The sequence below is a fragment of the Sphingobium amiense genome, from assembly GCF_003967075.1.
In the GTDB taxonomy this organism is placed as follows: Bacteria; Pseudomonadota; Alphaproteobacteria; order Sphingomonadales; family Sphingomonadaceae; genus Sphingobium; species Sphingobium amiense.
This window is the reverse complement of sequence record NZ_AP018664.1, coordinates 423,464-441,947: the sequence shown is the minus strand read 5'-3', so window position 1 is coordinate 441,947 and position 18,484 is coordinate 423,464. Positions and strand designations below refer to the sequence as shown.

Here is an 18,484-nt window from a genome sequence, read left to right as displayed (position 1 = left end):
TCGCCAAAGCTCAGTCCGCGATCAAGCGGCCAGCTTGCGCAGCACGTACTGGAGGATGCCGCCGTTCAGGAAATATTCCAGCTCGTTGACGGTGTCGATCCGGCAGAGCGCCACGAAGCTGAAGGTCGATCCGTCCGCGCGGGTCACGTTGACGGTCACGTCCTGACGGGGCTTCAGGTCGGCGACGCCCTCGATGGTGAAGCTGTCGTCGCCCTTGAGGCCCAGCGTCTCGCGGGTTTCGCCATTCTTGAACTGGAGCGGCAGGACGCCCATGCCGACGAGATTCGAGCGGTGGATACGCTCGAAGCTCTCGACGATGACGGAGCGGACGCCGAGCAGGTTGGTGCCCTTGGCCGCCCAGTCGCGCGAGGAGCCGGTGCCATATTCCTTGCCGCCGATGACGACCAGCGGCGTGCCGTCCGCCTTGTGCGCCATCGCCGCGTCGTAGATCGGCATGATTTCGCCCTTATAGCTGGTCATGCCGCCTTCGATGCCGTCCAGCATCTGGTTCTTGATGCGGATATTGGCGAAGGTGCCGCGCATCATCACTTCATGATGGCCACGGCGCGCGCCATAGCTGTTGAAGTCGGCCTTGCTGACCTGATGCTCCTGCAGCCACTTGCCCGCCGGGCTGTCGACCTTGATGGAACCGGCGGGAGAAATATGGTCGGTGGTGATCGAGTCGCCGAAGATCGCGAGCGGCTTCGCGCCCACGATGTCGGTGACGGGCGCCGGGGTCATGCTCAGCCCCTCGAAATAGGGCGGGTTGGCGACATAGGTCGATCCGGCGCGCCATGTATAGGTGTCGGAACCCGTCACCTCGATCGCCTGCCAGTGGGCGTCGCCCTTGTAGACATTGGCGTAGCGCGCCTGGAACATGCCGCGGTCCATGCAGCCCGCCATGGTCGTGGCGACCTCGTCATTGGTGGGCCAGATGTCCTTGAGGTAGACGTCAACGCCGTCCTTGCTCTGGCCGATCGGGGTGGTGATGAAATCCTCGATCACCGTGCCCTTGAGCGCGTAGGCGACGACCAGCGGCGGCGAGGCGAGGAAGTTGGCGCGCACGTCCGGCGACACGCGGCCTTCGAAGTTGCGGTTGCCCGAGATCACGGCGGCGGCGACGAGGCCGTTGTCGTTGATCGCCTTGCTGATCGGTTCGGCAAGCGGACCCGAATTGCCGATGCAGGTGGTGCAGCCATAGCCGACGAGGTTGAAGCCGATGGCGTCGAGATGGCTCTGAAGCCCCGCCTTTTCGAGATAATCGGTGACAACCTGCGATCCGGGCGCGAGGCTGGTCTTTACCCAGGGCTTGGGCTTGAGGCCCAGTTCGTTCGCTTTCTTGGCGACGAGGCCGGCGGCGACGAGCACGCCGGGGTTCGACGTGTTGGTGCAGCTCGTGATCGCGGCGATGGTGACGTCGCCGTCGCCGATGTCGAAATCCTTGCCCTCGACCGGAACGCGCTGCTGCGCCTTCTTGTAGGTGTTCGCCATATCGGCGTTGAACACATCGTCGACTTCGGGCAGCGCGACGCGGTCCTGCGGGCGCTTGGGACCGGCGAGGCTGGGGACGACGGTCGACAGGTCGAGTTCCAGCGTGTCGGTGAAGACCGGCTCGACCGCCGGGTCGATCCAGAAGCCCTGCGCCTTGGCATAGGCTTCGACCAGCGCGATATTCTCTTCGGTGCGGCCGGTCAGGCGCATATAGTCGAGCGTCTTGTCGTCGATGCCGAAGAAGCCGCAGGTCGCGCCATATTCGGGCGCCATGTTGGCGAGCGTGGCGCGGTCGGCAAGGCTGAGGCTGGCGAGGCCGGGGCCGAAATATTCGACGAAACGGCCCACCACGCCGCGCGCGCGCAGCATCTGGGTGCAGGTGAGCACGAGGTCGGTGGCGGTGACGCCTTCTTTCAGCGTGCCGGTGAAGCGGAAACCGACGACTTCGGGGATCAGCATCGACACGGGCTGGCCGAGCATCGCCGCCTCCGCCTCGATCCCGCCGACGCCCCAGCCGAGGACGCCAAGGCCGTTGATCATCGTGGTGTGGCTGTCGGTGCCGACGCAGGTGTCGGGATAGGCGACCAGCGCGCCGCTGGCATCCTCGCTCGACCAGACGGCCTGCGCGATATTCTCAAGGTTCACCTGATGGCAGATGCCGGTGCCGGGGGGGACTGCGTAGAAATTGGCGAGGCTCTTGCTGCCCCATTTGAGGAAGTCGTAGCGCTCTATATTGCGCTGATATTCGATCTCCACATTCTGCTCGAACGCCTTGGGCGTGCCGAATTCGTCGACCATGACCGAGTGGTCGATGACGAGGTGGACGGGCACCTGCGGGTTGATCTTGCTGGCGTCGGCGCCCAGCGCGTTCATCGCGTCGCGCATGGCGGCAAGATCGACGACGCAGGGGACGCCGGTAAAGTCCTGCAGCAGCACGCGGGCGGGGCGATACTGGATCTCGCGTTCCGACTTGCCCTTGTCATTCTGCCAGTCGACGATCGCCTGAATGTCGTCGGTGGTGACGGTGACGCCGTCCTCGAAACGGAGCAGATTTTCGAGCAGCACCTTCATCGAAAAAGGCAGGCGGGACACGTCGCCCAGCTTGGCGGCGGCTTTCTTCAGCGAATAATAGGCGATGTCCTTACCCGCGACATTCAGCGTGTCGCGCGTGCCAAGAGTGTCCTGTCCGATGGCGGTCATAAGATGTGCGTCTCCTCGCATGGCCCGGCCAGAGGATGACGCATTTCCACCAGAAGCTCGCCATTATGAGGCAAGGTGGCGGGAAAGCGCCTCAACCGCTGGTCGAAGCCGGTATGTCCCGATGCTGCGGTGCCATACAGATTGGGGGGGCCGAGTCAAATGGACAAAGTGGCGGATCGCCCGTCCGATCCGCCCGATCTTTTTCAGATAGCGCTATCATGGAGGATACGAAGGGCGCTTCCTGCGTTTTACGGGCGTAGCAAAGGATGACTGCGGATGACGCCCCTGATCCCCACCGTTTCCGCCGACAGCCGCATTCCGATGCTGACCTATCGTCCCGGACGCGCGATGCCCTGCCCGGCATGCGGGGAGCGGCAGTGGCTGGTCGGGCGGATCATGGCCGAATGCGCTTTCTGCGAAACGGCGCTGCCGATCGACAGCGGCTATCATGGCTGGAGCGTGGTGACGGCAGGACGCCGGGCGCGCTCACCCCTGCCCTTCTCGCCCGCCTGATTCAGCGCGCCTTTTCCGCAGCGATCCAGCCGTCGATCTGGCTTTCCAGCACCGTCAGCGGCACCGCGCCCTGTGACAGCACCGCGTCATGGAAGCGGCGGAGGTCGAATTTCGGACCGAGTTCGCTTTCCGCCTTCGCCCGCAGTTCCCGGATTTTGATCTCGCCCAGCTTGTAGCCCAGCGCCTGCCCCGGCCAACTGATGTAGCGATTCACTTCGGCGTCGATGTTGGCGTCGGACAGCGCGCTGTTCTCCCGCATGAAAGCGACCGCCTTCGCCTTGTCCCACCCCTTTGCGTGGATGCCGGTGTCGACGACGAGGCGGCAGGCGCGCCACATTTCATAGGACAGGCGACCCATCATCTTTTCGGGCGTGTCGTAAAGACCCATCTCCTCGCCCAGATATTCGGTGTAGAGCGCCCAGCCCTCCACATAGGCGGTGAAGCCCGCCAGATATTTGCGGAAGGGCGGCAGCGGCAGTTCCTGCTGGAGCGCGATCTGGTTGTGGTGTCCGGGGACGGCTTCATGCGCGGTGAGCGCGGGCAGTTCCCAGAAGGGCCGCTGGTCGAGCTTCGACGTGTTGACCCAGAAGGTGCCCGCAATCCCGCTTTCGGGCGATCCGGGGCCGTAATAGGCGGTGGTGGTGCCCTCGGCCTCGGCGGCGGGGATGGGTTTCAGCCCATAGGGCAGGCGCGGCAGCGTGCCGAAATAGCGGGGCAGCAGCCCGTCGATGATCTTCGCCTGCCGCGCCGCGACGCGCAGCAGCTCCTCGGGCGTCTTTGCATAATAGGACGGATCGGTGCGCAGATGCCGGATATAGGCGGCGCGGTCGGGATAGCCCGCCTTCGCCGCGATTTCGTCCATGCGCCTGCCGATCCGTTCGACTTCGGCAAGGCCGATGGCGTGGATCTGGTCGGGCGTCAGGTCGGTCGTGGTATGCGCCTTCACCTGCGCCGCATACCAGGCCGCGCCGCCGGGCAGCGTGGAGGCGCTGTCGCTCTTTCGGCAATGGGGCAGATAGTCCTTCACGAACAGATCGTGCCATTTGCGATATTCGGGCGTCAGCACGTCGCGGATCAGCGCCACCGCCCTCGCCTGCATCGCCGCCCAGTCAGCATCGCCGATGTCGCGGGGCTTCGTCCGCCTGAACGGCTCGTAGAAGCGCGTGTCCTGCGGCTTGCCATCGACGATGCCGCTGATGGTCGGCGCGTAGTTCTGAAGCACCGAGCAGGGCTGCACATAGCCGCCCCGGATCGCCTGCCGCGTGATGGCGAGCGCGTCGCCGTTCATCTTCGGATAGAGGGCAAGGCGCTTCAGGTAGCTCTCATAATCGGCACGATTGTAGAAGGGCAGCCCGTCGGCCATCGCCGAAAAGCCCTGATGCCAGCCATAATAGGTGGTGAACAGCATGAGCCGCCCCGCCGCGTGCCGGTCGCCCTCTACGTCGTCGCGCAGCATCCACAGCAGCACGTCGCGGTTGACCCGGTCCGCAGCGTCCAGCCCTTCTGCCGGGATCGCCTCCAGCCGGGCGGCGAAGCCCTGTTCCGCTTTCACCTGCGCGTCGCGGGCGGCGAGCGACATGTCGCCGATGCGGTCGTCATAGTCGCGCACCCCCCGCGCGGTCGCTTCGACCGGATGCTCCTTCAGATACCAGCGCCAGTGATCGTCGATGACGCCGGAAAGCCGGTCGTGGGCGGTTTGCGCCTGCGCGATGGCAGGCGACGCGAAAGCGAGGAGGAGAGGCAGGATCGTGCGCATCGGTCCATGGTGCGCCCGCCCCCATCGCTTTGGCAAGGGGGTCAGGCGGGCGCCACGCCGTCCGCTTCGACCACATCGTTCCCGGCATAATAGCCCGTCACGCGCACCCGCTTCTCCACATGGTCGACCGGAACGCGCAGCAGGACGAGGCGGAAGGTGCCGCCTGCATCGCGCTGAAGCAGGAAGCCCGCCGCGTCGCGCAGCAGCCTTCCGGTTTCATTGACACTCGTCCCTGCTTCCATAGGCGTCAGTCTATCGCGTCCTTGACGCTCTTGCCAGCGACGATGCCGAGCACGAGGAAGAGGACGAAAACGGCCAGCGCGATGAAGAACAGGATCTTGGCGATGCCGACGAACGCGCCCGCCGCGCCGCCAAAGCCCAGCAGCGCCAGAACAGCGGCGATGACGAGCGAGATGATCGCGAGTTTTATCATGGAAAAATCCTTTGGTTGGAGGCTCTCCTTCCCCAACCGACCGCGCCGCGCGATGTTCCGGCGCGGCTTATGTCAGACCCAGCCTTCGAGCACCTGATTGGGCGGGCGGTGCCCGTCGACCCATGTGCGAATATTGGCGATGACGCGCGCGCCGGTCGCATCGCGCCCCTCGAACGTGGCGGACCCCATATGCGGCAGCAGCGTCACGTTGGAAAGCGCGAGCAGCCGCGCGTCGACCGCCGGTTCATGGGCGTAGACGTCCAGCCCCGCCCCCGCGATCCGCCCTTCGGCAAGCGCGGCGATCAGCGCGCCTTCGTCGGTGATTTCCGCGCGCGAGGTGTTGATGAGATAGGCGTCGTGGCGCATCAGCGCGATCCGCCGCGCGTCGATCAGGGCGCGGCTGTCGGCGTTGAGCGGACAGTGGATCGACACGATGTCGCAGGCCGACAGCATCGCGTCGAGATCGCCATGCCATTCCGCCTCCAGTTCCTGCTCGACTTCGAAGGGCAGGCGGTGGCGGTTGTGATAGGCGATGGACAGGCCGAAGGCGCGGGCGCGGCGGGCGACGGCGCGGCCGATGCGTCCCATGCCGATGATGCCCAGCCGCTTGCCGCCGATCCGGTGGCCCAGCATGCCCGAGGGACTCCAGCCGTGCCATTCGCCCGCGCGCACCAGCTTTTCCCCTTCGGCAAGGCGGCGCGGCACCGACAGGATCAGCGCCATCGTCATGTCGGCGGTGTCTTCGGTGAGAACACCCGGCGTGTTGGTGACGATGATGCCCCGGCGGCGCGCGGCGGACAGGTCGACATGGTCGATGCCGCTGCCGAAGCTGGCGATGAGTTGCAGCCGTTCGCCCGCGCCGTCGATCAGCGCGGCGTCGATCTGGTCGGTGATGGTCGGGACCAGCACGTCGCAATCGGCCATCGCGTCGGCGATCTGATCGCGGGTCATCGCCCTGTCGGTCGCGTTGAAATGCGCGTCGAACAGTTCGGCCATGCGCGCTTCCACCTGCGGCGGCAGGCGGCGCGTGACGACGATCCGGGGCTTTGCGGGGCGCGGGCGGGTCTTGCGCGGGGTCTGGGCCATAGGAAGCGGCTATGCGCGGGCGGATCGCGGGTCAAGCGGATATGAGACAGTCCATCCCGATCCGCCGCGATTGAAACATTGTCGGGGGCTGCCTGCGCGCGCTATGGAGGGGGCATGACGCAACGACCACCCCGGCCTTCGATCAGGCGCCTCTGCGTCGCGGCGGCGATGCTGCCCGCGCTGGCGGGACTGTCCGGCGCCGACGCCTCGCCCGCGAAGAAGACGCCCTATTGGGCATCGCTGTCGCATGACGAGGCGCGGATGCGCGTGGGGCCGAGCCTCGATTACCCGTCCAACTGGGTCTATCGCCGCCGCGACCTGCCGGTGAAGGTGGTGCATGTTCTGGGCCTGTGGCGCAAGATCGAAGACCCGGACGGCACGCAAGGCTGGATGCATGTCCGCCTGCTCAGCGACACGCCGACCGCCATCGTCCGCGCGCAGACCGCGCCGATGCACGAAGCGGCCAAGGACGAGTCCCGCACGCTGTTCCGCGCGCAGAAGGGCGTGGTCGGGCGACTGGGCGACTGTTCGGGCGGCTGGTGCGCTTTCGACGTGAAGGGACAGCGCGGCTTTGTGAAGGCGGGCGACATCTGGGGCGCGACCGGGGAATAGGATCGCGCCCGCTTAACTTCGCATATTTCCCGCAAGTTTCGACATTTCATGTCCTATGTTGGACATTTTCCGAAAGGCACGGGCCAGCGGACGCAGTCTGATCCTTAGCCCGGCGGGCGGCGGATAGGACAGCCGCACCCGCCCTACGCCTTCTCCTCCGCACCGATGCTGTCGAGGTGCATCATCCGCGTGATCCACGGCGAAATGAGCAGCACGCCCACACCGACGATGGCCGAAAACCAGCCGATCTGCGTGTAGACGTCCAGCACCTGCGTGACATTGCCCGCCTCCCCACTGCCCGTCGCGCGAGCGATGAGACCGGCGATGAAATTGCCCGCCGCCATGGCGAGGAACCATGTGCCCATGACAAGGCCGACCATCGAAGACACCGATAGCCGCGTCATGGCGGACAGGCCCACCGGCGAGAAGCAGAGTTCCGCCATGGTGTGAAAAAGGTAGATGAGGAAGACGAAGATTACCGGCGTCAGCCCCTCCCCCGCCATGGCCGCGCCCGCCACCAGCACGAGGAAGCCCGCGCCGCACAGGATGAGGCCGACGCCGAACTTGGCCGTGGAGGACGGCTCCAGCCGACGCCTGTCGAGCAGCGTCCAGAGCAGCGCGAACAGTGGCGCGAGCAGGATGATGAAGATCGAATTGACCGACTGGAACAGTGAGGCCGGCACGTCCCAGCCAAGGATGACGCGGTCGACATTGCGGTCGGTGAAGATGTTGAGCGACGATCCCGTCTGTTCGAACAGCCCCCAGAAAAGCGGATTGAGCGCGATCAGGAACAGCGCGGCCAGCATCCGGTCGCGCTCCACCCTGCCCAGCGTCGCGAAGCTGCGCCACAGGATATAGGCCACGGTCGCGGCGGAGAAGATCAGCAGCGCATAGCCCAGCAGTTCGGCGTAACGGATCACGCCCCAGATCGCGACGACGCCCAGCGCCGCGCCGAGATAGATGGCCCATTCGCGGCTGACGCCCACCGGCGACCGTTCGCGCAGCGCGCCGGGAACGGGCGGCTCGCCCTTGCCCAGCAGCCATGGCCGCAGTCCCACGAAGCCGACGAGGCCGAGCAGCATCCCCACGCCCGCCGCGCCGAAGCCCCAGCTCCAGCCCAAAAGCTCGCCCAGCAGGCCGCACACGATCGGCCCCAGCATCCCGCCCATGTTGATCCCCATGTAGAAGATCGAATAGGCCGGGTCGCGGCGTGCGTCGTCGCGCGGATACAGCTCGCCCACCAGCACCGACACGTTCGCCTTCAGGAAGCCGGTGCCCACGATGATGCTGGCCAGCGCCAGATAGAAGCCGTTGAGGTAGAAGGGCTGCTGCCCGCCCGGTCCTTCGGTCAGGGCGATCAGGAAATGGCCGATGGCGATGAACACGCCGCCCGCCGTCACCGCCTTGCGCGGGCCGAGATAGCGGTCGGACAGATAGCCGCCGATCACCGGCGTGATGTATACCAGCGAGGTATAGGCGCCGTAGAGCAGATATGCCTTGTCCTCGCCGAAGAGGAAATGTTTGGTGAGGTAGAAGATCAGGATGGCGCGCATGCCGTAATAGGAAAAACGCTCCCACATTTCCGCGAAGAAGAGCAGATATAGCCCGCGCGGATGGCCGAGCCAGGTCCTGCCTGCCTCGCCCCCGCTGATGTCCGAAGATGCCATGCGGCGCCCCTTGATATGTGCCTTTGCAGCGTGCCCGACAGACCGCCTTATATGCGCCGCAACCTAGGCGGCTTTGGCGCGCGCTGTCAAAAGCGCTGCGCTGCGTCTTGCGCGGCGGACCGCGCGCCGCCATGTCTGGCGCGATGTTCAACGATCTTTCTTCCCCCCTCGCCCTGCTGCGCACGCGCCGGTCGGGCAAGCCGCGCGACCTGATCGCCCCCGGTCCCGACGAGGCGCAGTTGCGCCAGATGCTCGAAGTGGCGCTACGCACGCCCGATCACGGGAAGCTCTCGCCCTGGCGCTTCGTCATCGTGCCGCCGGAGAAGCGCGACGCGCTCGCCCGGCTGCTGGAGGACGCCTATCTCGCCGAAAAGCCCGACGCGGGGCGGCTGGAGCTGGAAGCGATGCGGCAGTTCGCGCATCAGGCGCCGACGCTGGTCGTGGCGCTTTCCGCGCCGGTCGCGGGCAGCAAGATCCCGGTGTGGGAGCAGGAACTGTCGGCGGGCGCGGCGATCATGAACCTGCTGCACGGGGCGCACGCGCTGGGCTTTGCCGGGGGCTGGCTGACGGGGTGGCCAAGCTATAACGAGACGGTGCGCGCGGCCTTCGGCGGCGATGGCGAGAAGATCGCCGGGTTCGTCTTCATCGGCACGCCGGGCAGACCGCAAGAGGAACGGCCCCGGCCAGATTATGTCTCCATCGTGTCCATCTGGGACAGATAATTACACAGACAAATAAGTTTATGTCAGCAATTTTCTTGACCCCTATGGCTGTATTATGGCACTGATGCACCATGGCCGACGACTCCAAACCCGTCTATCTCCGCCTGCGGGAGATCATCGCAGCATCCATTCTCGACGGCGAATTTGCCGACGGAGACCTGCTCCCCTCGGTCCGCGCCTTCGCGTCCGCGCAGGGGGCCAATCCGCTGACCGTCGCCAAGGCCTATCAGAGCTTTCAGGATGACGGCATCGTGATCGTCAAGCGCGGCGTCGGCATGTTCGTCGCGGACGGTGCGACGCGCAGGCTGCGGCAGGCGGAGCGGGAGCGTTTCCTCGAAACCGTCTGGCCGCCGGTCGCGGCACAGATGCGGCGGCTGGGCATCCGGATCGACGATCTCGCCAGCGTGTAGATCAGAAAAAAGGCTCCCGCATCGCAGGAGCCTTTTTCAGTTTCGGTAAGGCGAGCGCCGGATCACATGTGGATCGGCTTGCCCGTCACCGCCATCGCGGCTTCCTTGATCGCTTCGCTGTGCGTCGGGTGCGCATGGCAGGTGTAGGCGATGTCCTCGCTCGACGCGCCGAACTCCATCGCCTGCGCCGCCTGCGCGATCATCGTGCCCGCGACGGTGGCGATGATCCACACGCCCAGCACCTTGTCGGACTCCGCGTCGGCGATCACCTTCACGAAACCGTCCGGCTCGTGATTGGTCTTGGCGCGGCTGTTGGCCAGCATCGGGAATTTGCCGACCTTGATTTCGCCGCGCGCCTTCGCGGCTTCCTCGGTCAGGCCCACGCCCGCGATTTCGGGCTTGGTGTAGACCACGCTCGGGATCACGTCATGGTTCACGATGCCGGTCAGGCCCGCGATATTTTCAGCGACGGCGATGCCTTCGTCCTCGGCCTTGTGCGCGAGCATCGGGCCGGGCACCACGTCGCCGATGGCCCAGACGCCCGGCACCTTGGTGGCGAAGTCGTGACCGATCTCGATCTGGCCGCGCTGGTTCACGTCTAGCCCGATCCTGTCGAGACCGAGACCTTCGGTATTGGGACGGCGGCCGATGGAAACCAGCACGACATCCGCCTCGATCGTTTCGACCGCGCCGCCGGCGGCAGGCTCGACGGTCAGCTTCACGCCGTCGCCAACCACCTGCGCGCTCGTGACCTTGGTGCCGAGCCTATATTCGAAGCCCTGCTTCTTGAAGATTTTGTTCGCTTCCTTGCGGACTTCGCCGTCCATGCCGGGCAGGATCTGGTCGAGAAATTCCACGACCGTGACCTTCGCGCCCAGCCGCTTCCAGACGCTGCCGAGTTCAAGGCCGATGACCCCGCCGCCCACGACGACGAGATGGCCCGGAACCTTCGCCAGTTCCAGCGCGCCGGTCGAATCGACGATCCTGCCGCCCGCATTGTCGACCGTGACGCCGGGCAGCGGCGTGACCGAGGAACCGGTGGCTATGACGATATTCTTCGCCGTCACCTTTTCACCCGCGATTTCGACCGTGTTCGCGCCGGTGAAGCTGGCGAGGCCTTTCAGCCATGTCACCTTGTTCTTCTTGAACAGAAATTCGATGCCGCCGGTCAGCCCCTTGACCGCGTCGATGCGCTGGCCCTGCATGGTGTCGAGGTCGAGGCTCATCGCGTCGATCTTCACGCCCAGCTTCGCGAGCGCGCCGTTCGCGGCTTCGTCATAGAGTTCCGACGCGTGCAGCATCGCCTTGGACGGAATGCAGCCGACATTGAGGCAGGTGCCGCCCAGCGTTTCGCGGCTTTCGGCGCAGGCGGTCTTGAGTCCAAGCTGCGCCGCGCGGATCGCGGCGACATAGCCGCCCGGCCCGGCACCGATCACAAGGACGTCATAGTCGAAATCAGCCATATCATCTCCGTTCGTGCTGGGGGCGAGCCGCGTGCCTCGCCCCGAACCGTCGAACGCCATTACTTCTTCTTTTGTCCTTCTCAAACAAAAAGGACAGCGCGCGGGATGGCCCGAACCCCTCTTTAGAGGTCGATCAGCAGGCGGGTCGGGTCTTCGATCGCATTCTTGACCGCGACGAGGAAGGTGACCGCTTCACGCCCGTCGATCAGGCGGTGATCGTAGCTGAGCGCCAGATACATCATCGGGCGCACCACGACCTGACCGTCGCGCACGACCGGGCGATCCTCGATCCGGTGAAGGCCCAGCACCGCCGACTGGGGCGGATTGATGATCGGCGTCGACATCAGCGATCCGAACACGCCGCCGTTGGAAATGGTGAAGGTGCCGCCCTTCATATCTTCCATCGTCAGCTTGCCGTCCTTCGCCTTGCGACCGAAATCGCCGATCGTCTTTTCGATCTGCGCGACGCTCATGCTTTCGGCGTTGCGGATCACCGGGACGACGAGGCCGGTCGGCGCGGACACCGCGACGGAAATGTCGGCAAAGTCGTTATAGACGATCTCGTCGCCTTCGATCTGCGCATTGACGCCCGGAATGTCGCGGAGCGCCATGCACACGGCCTTCGTAAAGAAGCCCATGAAGCCGAGGCGCACGCCATGCTTCTTTTCGAACAGATCCTTGTATTTCGCGCGCGCCTCGATGACGGCGGTCATGTCGACATCGTTGAAGGTGGTCAGCAGCGCAGCGTTGTTCTGCGCTTCCTTCAGGCGCTTGGCGACGGTCTGGCGCAGGCGGGTCATCTTGACGCGTTCCTGGCCGCGCGACGGGCCGGAGGAAGGGACAGCGGCAGCGGGGGCAGCGGCGGCGGGCGCGGAAGCGGCGGCCTTGGCGGTGCCCGCGGCGGCAGCGGCCACCACATCGTCCTTGGTCAGGCGGCCATCCTTGCCGGTGCCCTTGATCTTGCTCGGGTCGAGGCCATGCTCCAGCACGAGACGGCGGACCGACGGCGACAGCGTCAGGCTGCCGCCCTCGCCCTCATCCTCGACGGCGGGGGCAGGCGCGGACGCCGCCGGAGCGGGCGCGGCTGCTTCGGCCTTCGCGGCGGGTGCAGCGGTAGGCGCTGGCGACGCGGCGGCGGAATCGCCCGCGTTCACATAGCCGAGCAGCGCGCCGACCTCGACCGTGTCGCCTTCCTTCGCGACGATGTCGCCCATGGTCCCGGCGGCGGGCGCAGGCACATCGACCGCGACCTTGTCGGTTTCGAGGCTGACGATCGGCTCGTCGGCCTTCACGGCCTCGCCGGGCTTCTTGAGCCACTGGCCCACGGTTGCTTCGGTGACGGATTCGCCCAGCGTGGGGACTTTGACTTCGGTAGCCATGAGCTGTCAGCCTTTCTTCTGGCGACGGATTTCGGTGCGGACGCTGTGACCCAGCGCATCGGCGACGAGAGCGCCCTGTTCGGACACATGGCGCGAGGCCAGGCCCGTGGCGGGCGAGGCAGCCGCCTTGCGACCGGCATAGCGGGCGCGCATCGGCGCCTTGCCGGCCATCGCCAGCGCTTCCTCAATATAGGGTTCGACGAAGAACCACGCGCCATTGTTGCGCGGTTCTTCCTGACACCACACCACTTCTTCGAGAGCGGTCATCCGCTCGATCCGGGCGGCGAGCGCTTCGGTCGCGAACGGGTAGATCTGCTCCATGCGGACGATCTGCACGTCGCTGTCGCCCGCCGCGTCGCGCGCGTCGGCGAGGTCGTAGAAGACCTTGCCCGAACACAGGACCAGCCGCTTCGTCTGTGCGTCCGCCGCGCCATTGGGATCGGACAGGATGCGCTTGAAGTGCGAGTCGCCCAGGAAATCCTCGGTCCGGCTCACGGCGTTCTTGTGCCGCAGCAGCGACTTGGGCGCCATGATGATGAGCGGCTTGCGGAACGGACGCAGCATCTGGCGGCGCAGCGCATGGAAATAATTGGCCGGGGTCGTGATGTTCGCGACCTGGATATTTCCTTCGGCGCAAAGCTGGAGATAGCGCTCCAGACGTGCCGAGCTGTGCTCCGGCCCCTGCCCTTCATAACCGTGCGGCAGCAGGCAGACGAGGCCGTTGGACCGCAGCCACTTGGTCTCCGACGACGCGATATACTGGTCGAAGATGATCTGCGCGCCGTTGGCGAAGTCGCCGAACTGCGCTTCCCAGATGACGAGGCTCTTGGGGTCGGCCAGCGCAAAGCCATATTCGAAGCCCAGCACGCCATATTCGGACAAGGGCGAATCCAGCACCTCGAACCGGCCGTGCGGCACGGTCGACAGCGGGATATATTTGTTTTCCGTGTCCTGATCGGTCCAGACCGCGTGCCGCTGGCTGAAGGTGCCGCGGCCCGAATCCTGCCCCGACAGGCGCACGCCATAGCCTTCCGACAGGAGCGAACCGAACGCGAGCGCCTCGCCGGTCGCCCAGTCGAAATTCTCGCCGGTGCGGAACATCTCCGCCTTGGCGTCGAGCACGCGCTTGAGCGTCTTGTGAACGTTGAGGCCATCGGGAACGGTGGTCAGCGTCTTGCCGAGGCTGTCGAACAGCTTGGCGCTGATCGCCGATTCCACGCTCTGCCGCGTGGTTTCGGCGTCGGCGGGCTTGTGCAGGCCCGACCAGCGTCCGGCGAACCAGTCGGCCTTGTTCGCCTTGTAGCTCTTGGCCGCCTCGAACTCTTCCTCCAGATGCGCGACGAAGCCGTCGGTCGCCTGCGCGATGAAGGCGTCGTCAACCACGCCTTCGGCCTTGAGCCGCGCGGCGTAGACGTCGCTTACTGGCGGGTGCTGGCGGATTTCGCGATACATGAGCGGCTGGGTGAAGCCCGGCTCGTCGCCTTCATTGTGGCCGAAGCGGCGATAGCACCACATGTCGATCACGATGTCGCGGTGGAAGGTCTGGCGATATTCCATCGCCAGCTTGCATGCGAAGGTCACGGCTTCGGGATCGTCGCCGTTGACGTGCAGGATCGGCGCCTGAACCCCCTTCGCCACATCGCTGGGATAGGGCGAGCCGCGCGAGAATTGCGGGCTGGTGGTGAAGCCGATCTGGTTGTTGACGACGAAGTGGACGCATCCGCCCGTGTTGTAGCCGGGCACGCCCGAAAAGCCGAAACATTCCCACACGATGCCCTGACCCGCGAAGGCGGCGTCGCCGTGGATCAGCACGGGCAGCACCTGCTCATGCTTGCCGAGGTCGTCGCGGAAGGTCTGCTGCGCGCGCACCTTGCCCAGCACCACCGGATCGACGGTTTCGAGGTGCGAGGGGTTGGGGACCAGCGACATATGGACCTTGATCCCGTCGAATTCGCGGTCGGTCGAGGTGCCGAGGTGATATTTGACGTCGCCCGATCCGCCGACATCCTCGGGATTGGCGGTGCCGCCCGAAAATTCGTGGAAGATGACGCGGAAGCCCTTGGCCATCACGTTGGCGAGGACGTTGAGGCGGCCGCGATGCGCCATGCCGAACACGATCTCGCGCACGCCCGACTGGCCGCCATATTTGATGACGGCTTCAAGCGCGGGGATCATGGACTCGCCGCCGTCGAGGCCGAAGCGCTTGGTGCCGACATATTTGCGGCCCAGGAACTTCTCATATTGTTCGCCCTGGATGACCTTGGCGAGGATCGCCTTCTTGCCCTCGGGCGTGAAGATGATTTCCTTGTCCTTGCCTTCCAGACGGTCCTGAAGGAAGCGGCGCTCCTCCACGTCGGCGATGTGCATATATTCAAGGCCGACATTGCCGCAGTAGTTCGCGCGCAGGATCGACACGATTTCCGCCACCGTGCCATATTGCAGGCCCAGCGTGCCGCCGAGATAGATCTTCTTCGATGGGTCGGTCAGGCCGTGATATTCGGGCGTGAGGTCGGCGGGAAGATCGCGCTTGGTGAGGCCCAGCGGGTCGAGATTGGCGGCGAGGTGGCCGCGCACGCGATAGGTGCGGATCAGCATCTGCGCGCGGATCGCATCGTCGGCGGCGGCGACGGCATCGGCGTCGGATACGGCCTTACCCGCGCCCTTGGCGGCGGCCTTCACCGCGACCTGCATCTGCGTGGGGTCCAGCGCTCCGGTCAGATCGTCCGTATCATTGAGCGGCCAATTGTCGCGCGCCCAGCTCGGGCCGCGCTCGACTTCGAATTCCTGGTTCTCGTAACCCATGATTTGTCCCATCTGAGCCGCGTGCAGTCGCGGAAGCGGGAGAATAGCAGCCGGGGTGCAGCCCGGCCGCTCTATATGTAGGAGTTATCTTACCCCTTCAAGACCTCGACCAGCGTCGAGCCAAGCTCCGACGGGCTGGCCGCGACCTTGATGCCCGCCGCTTCCATCGCCGCGATCTTGCTTTCCGCGTCGCCCTTGCCGCCCGACACGATCGCGCCGGCATGGCCCATGCGACGGCCCGGAGGCGCGGTGCGGCCCGCGATGAAGCCGGCCATCGGCTTCTTGCGGCCCTTCTTCGCCTCGTCGATCAGGAACTGCGCGGCCTGTTCTTCCGCGTCGCCGCCGATCTCACCGATCATGATGATCGATTCGGTCGCGTCGTCGGCCAGGAACAGTTCCAGCACGTCGATGAAGTTGGTGCCGTTGACCGGATCGCCGCCAATGCCGACCGCCGTGGTCTGGCCAAGGCCTGCGTTGGTGGTCTGGAACACCGCTTCATAGGTCAGCGTGCCCGAGCGCGAAACGACGCCCACGCTGCCCTTCGAGAAGATGGAGCCGGGCATGATGCCGATCTTGCATTCGTTGGGCGTCAGCACGCCGGGGCAGTTCGGCCCGATCAGCCGCGACTTGCTGCCCGAAAGCGCACGCTTCACGCGCACCATGTCGAGCACCGGAATGCCTTCGGTGATGCAGACGATCAGCGGGATTTCCGCGTCGATCGCTTCGAGGATCGAGTCAGCCGCGAACGGCGGCGGCACGTAGATGACCGAAGCGTCGGCGCCGGTCTTGCTCTTGGCTTCCAGCACAGTGTCGAACATGGGCAGGCCGATATGCGTCGTGCCGCCCTTGCCCGGCGTTACGCCGCCGACCATCTGCGTGCCGTAGGCCAGCGCCTGTTCGGTGTGGAAGGTGCCGGTCGCGCCGGTCATCCCCTGGGTGATGACCTTGGTGTTCTTGTTCACCAGAATGGACATGAAGTGTCCCTTTGTTTCTGTGGAAGTGGCACTTGGTCGAAAGGCGCCCCGCCTCAGGCTGCGCACTTACCTGAGGCGTGACGGTGCAGGATTCTTGAAAATCAGGCGAGCGAGGGGTCGATGCCCTTGCAGGCTTCGAGCAGTTCCTTGACCGCGTCGACCGACACCTGAAGGTTCGCCTTCGCCTCGTCGTCCAGCTTGATCTCGACCACCTGTTCGACGCCGTCCTTGCCGATGATGACGGGGACGCCGACATAGAGGCCGTCGAGGCCATATTTGCCCTCGACGAAGGCGGCGCAGGGCAGCAGGCGCTTCTTGTCGTAGAGATAGGCTTCGGCCATCGCGATGCCGCTGGTGGCGGGCGCGTAATAGGCGGAGCCGGTCTTCAGCAGGCCGACGATCTCGCCGCCGCCCGAACGGGTGCGTGCGACGATGGCGTCGATGCGCTCCTTGGTCGATCGGCCCTGTTCGATGAGGTCGGGGACGGGAATGCCCGCGACGGTCGAATATTGCACGACCGGCACCATCGTGTCGCCATGGCCGCCCAGCACGAAGCTGTTGACGTCCTTGACCGACACCTGAAACTCCTCGGCGAGGAAGTGGCTGAAGCGCGCCGAATCCAGCACGCCCGCCATGCCGACGACCTTGTTGTGCGGCAGGCCGGAAAATTCGCGCAGCGCCCACACCATCGCGTCGAGCGGGTTGGTGATGCAGATGACGAAGGCGTCGGGCGCGTTCGCCTTGATGCCTTCGCCCACGGCCTTCATGACCTTGAGGTTGATGCCGAGCAGGTCGTCGCGGCTCATGCCCGGCTTGCGGGCGACACCGGCGGTGACGATGATGACGTCCGCGCCCGCAATGTCGGCATAGTCGTTCGAGCCGGTGATTTTGGAATCGAAGCCTTCGACGGGGCCGCACTGGCTGAGGTCCAGCGCCTTGCCCTGCGGCACGCCTTCCACCACGTCGAACAGGACGATATCGCCCAGACCCTTGAGCGCCGCCAGGTGCGCCAGCGTGCCGCCGATATTGCCAGCGCCGATCAGCGCGATCTTCTTCCGGGCCATATGCGTGTCATCCTCCAAGTCATGACTATTGGAATTGCGGCCCGCCTACGCCCATCGCGCGGGGGTTTCAACCTCGTAAATCCGTGCGCCGATAATTATCTTTGCAATTTGTTCGCAATTGCATTAGAGGCGGAAACGGCCTGTCGCTCGCTGGCTTCCACCCCGGCCGCGAGCTGTCCCTGCAGCGCTGACCTGCCGGGCGCCCTTCTCCTCGAGGGCGCCCGGCCCCTTTCCGCCATCCCGCCACCGGCGAATCGCTGCGCTCCATGAGCGAAGAATCCGTCCCGCGACTGTGGCGACCGCCCCGCCACGGCGTCCACCCCCGACACGAGTGTGGGGGATGACGGATGAGGGACGGGGTCAAGACGCGGTGGATCGCCTGTGCGGCGCTGATGGCGGCGGCGACCGGCCATGGCGGCCCGGCGCAGGCGAGCGACCGGGCATGGTCGCAGGCCAGCACGGCGGGCGCGGGGATATTGGTCGGCGCGGCGCTGGGCGTGCCGCTCGTCAAGGGGGATGGCGGCGGGCTTGCACAGGCGGCGGAGAGCATCGGCATCGGCGGCGGCATCGCCTATGGCCTGAAGCAGGTCGTGCCCGAATGGCGGCCCGACCATTCCGACCGCAAGGGCTTTCCGTCCGCGCACAGCTCCGTTGCCTTTTCCGCGGCGGCGACGCTCTATAACCGTTATGGCTGGGAAGTCGGGCTGCCCGCCCATCTCCTTGCGCTCTTCGTCGGGACCGCCCGCGTCGAAGCGCACAAGCATCGCTGGCGCGATGTCGCTGCCGGAGCGGCCATCGGCGAAGCGTCCGGCCTGCTGCTCACCCAAAAGGCGGACGACCGGGTGCGGCTGACGCCGTGGGCGGATCTGCACGGCGGCGGCATCGCTCTGGCCGCGCGCTTCTGACGCGCGG

General features: G+C 65.6%; 16 protein-coding genes. 5 read left to right on the top strand and 11 right to left on the bottom strand.

Annotated elements, in window-relative coordinates; translation table 11 throughout:
• Nucleotides 1-21: 21 nt before the first annotated feature.
• On the bottom strand, nt 22-2,691 hold the full coding sequence (gene acnA / locus SAMIE_RS02070; protein ID WP_066698181.1) for an aconitate hydratase AcnA: 2,670 nt from the start codon (nt 2,689-2,691) through the stop codon (nt 22-24).
• Nucleotides 2,692-2,967: 276 nt separating this feature from the next.
• On the opposite strand from acnA, the gene SAMIE_RS02065 reads away from it, so the two are divergent.
• On the top strand, nt 2,968-3,204 hold the full coding sequence (locus SAMIE_RS02065) for a hypothetical protein (RefSeq protein WP_066698184.1): 237 nt from the start codon (nt 2,968-2,970) through the stop codon (nt 3,202-3,204).
• 1 nt (nt 3,205) lies between these two features.
• Here the strand turns inward: SAMIE_RS02065 and SAMIE_RS02060 are convergent, their stop codons facing one another.
• The 4 genes from SAMIE_RS02060 to SAMIE_RS02045 form a co-directional block, all read right to left on the bottom strand.
• A complete protein-coding gene (locus SAMIE_RS02060; protein WP_066698187.1) occupies nt 3,206-4,960 on the bottom strand; it encodes a DUF885 domain-containing protein in 1,755 nt (584 codons plus the stop codon).
• Nucleotides 4,961-5,001: 41 nt separating this feature from the next.
• Nucleotides 5,002-5,202: a DUF5818 domain-containing protein gene (locus SAMIE_RS02055; RefSeq protein WP_066698190.1), complete on the bottom strand. Its 201-nt coding sequence runs from the start codon at nt 5,200-5,202 to the stop codon at nt 5,002-5,004.
• 5 nt (nt 5,203-5,207) lie between these two features.
• Nucleotides 5,208-5,393: a DUF1328 domain-containing protein gene (locus SAMIE_RS02050; protein WP_066698192.1), complete on the bottom strand. Its 186-nt coding sequence runs from the start codon at nt 5,391-5,393 to the stop codon at nt 5,208-5,210.
• A 72-nt stretch (nt 5,394-5,465) separates the two neighbouring features.
• A complete protein-coding gene (locus tag SAMIE_RS02045) occupies nt 5,466-6,479 on the bottom strand; it encodes a 2-hydroxyacid dehydrogenase (protein ID WP_066698193.1) in 1,014 nt (337 codons plus the stop codon).
• Between the two features lie 168 nt (nt 6,480-6,647).
• Between SAMIE_RS02045 and SAMIE_RS02040 the strand changes: the two genes are divergently transcribed.
• A complete protein-coding gene (locus SAMIE_RS02040) occupies nt 6,648-7,091 on the top strand; it encodes an SH3 domain-containing protein (RefSeq protein WP_174522207.1) in 444 nt (147 codons plus the stop codon).
• 143 nt (nt 7,092-7,234) lie between these two features.
• Here SAMIE_RS02040 and SAMIE_RS02035 read toward each other — a convergent pair whose 3' ends face one another.
• Entirely contained in the window at nt 7,235-8,758 is a 1,524-nt protein-coding gene (locus tag SAMIE_RS02035) for a peptide MFS transporter (protein WP_066698196.1), read from the bottom strand.
• Between the two features lie 143 nt (nt 8,759-8,901).
• Here SAMIE_RS02035 and SAMIE_RS02030 point away from each other — a divergent pair, with 143 nt between their 5' ends.
• Complete coding sequence (locus tag SAMIE_RS02030; protein ID WP_066698383.1) at nt 8,902-9,480, top strand: nitroreductase family protein; 579 nt, start codon at nt 8,902-8,904, stop codon at nt 9,478-9,480.
• 71 nt (nt 9,481-9,551) lie between these two features.
• Nucleotides 9,552-9,890 carry a GntR family transcriptional regulator gene (locus SAMIE_RS02025; protein WP_066698198.1) on the top strand — a complete coding sequence of 113 codons (339 nt, stop codon included), beginning with the start codon at nt 9,552-9,554 and terminating at the stop codon, nt 9,888-9,890.
• A gap of 62 nt (nt 9,891-9,952) precedes the next feature.
• Here SAMIE_RS02025 and lpdA read toward each other — a convergent pair whose 3' ends face one another.
• From lpdA to mdh, 5 genes are all read right to left on the bottom strand, one after another.
• Nucleotides 9,953-11,353 (bottom strand): dihydrolipoyl dehydrogenase, encoded by a 1,401-nt coding sequence (gene lpdA, locus SAMIE_RS02020; protein WP_066698385.1) that lies wholly within the window; start codon nt 11,351-11,353, stop codon nt 9,953-9,955.
• A gap of 122 nt (nt 11,354-11,475) precedes the next feature.
• Nucleotides 11,476-12,732, bottom strand: coding sequence for a 2-oxoglutarate dehydrogenase complex dihydrolipoyllysine-residue succinyltransferase (odhB, locus tag SAMIE_RS02015; RefSeq protein ID WP_066698201.1), 1,257 nt, complete (start codon nt 12,730-12,732; stop codon nt 11,476-11,478).
• A 6-nt stretch (nt 12,733-12,738) separates the two neighbouring features.
• Nucleotides 12,739-15,534 (bottom strand): 2-oxoglutarate dehydrogenase E1 component, encoded by a 2,796-nt coding sequence (locus tag SAMIE_RS02010; protein WP_066698204.1) that lies wholly within the window; start codon nt 15,532-15,534, stop codon nt 12,739-12,741.
• Between the two features lie 89 nt (nt 15,535-15,623).
• On the bottom strand, nt 15,624-16,508 hold the full coding sequence (gene sucD / locus SAMIE_RS02005; RefSeq protein ID WP_066698207.1) for a succinate--CoA ligase subunit alpha: 885 nt from the start codon (nt 16,506-16,508) through the stop codon (nt 15,624-15,626).
• Nucleotides 16,509-16,609: 101 nt separating this feature from the next.
• Nucleotides 16,610-17,572, bottom strand: coding sequence for a malate dehydrogenase (mdh, locus tag SAMIE_RS02000; protein ID WP_066698210.1), 963 nt, complete (start codon nt 17,570-17,572; stop codon nt 16,610-16,612).
• Nucleotides 17,573-17,919: 347 nt separating this feature from the next.
• Between mdh and SAMIE_RS01995 the strand changes: the two genes are divergently transcribed.
• Nucleotides 17,920-18,477 (top strand): phosphatase PAP2 family protein, encoded by a 558-nt coding sequence (locus SAMIE_RS01995; protein ID WP_083952403.1) that lies wholly within the window; start codon nt 17,920-17,922, stop codon nt 18,475-18,477.
• Nucleotides 18,478-18,484: the final 7 nt, after the last annotated feature.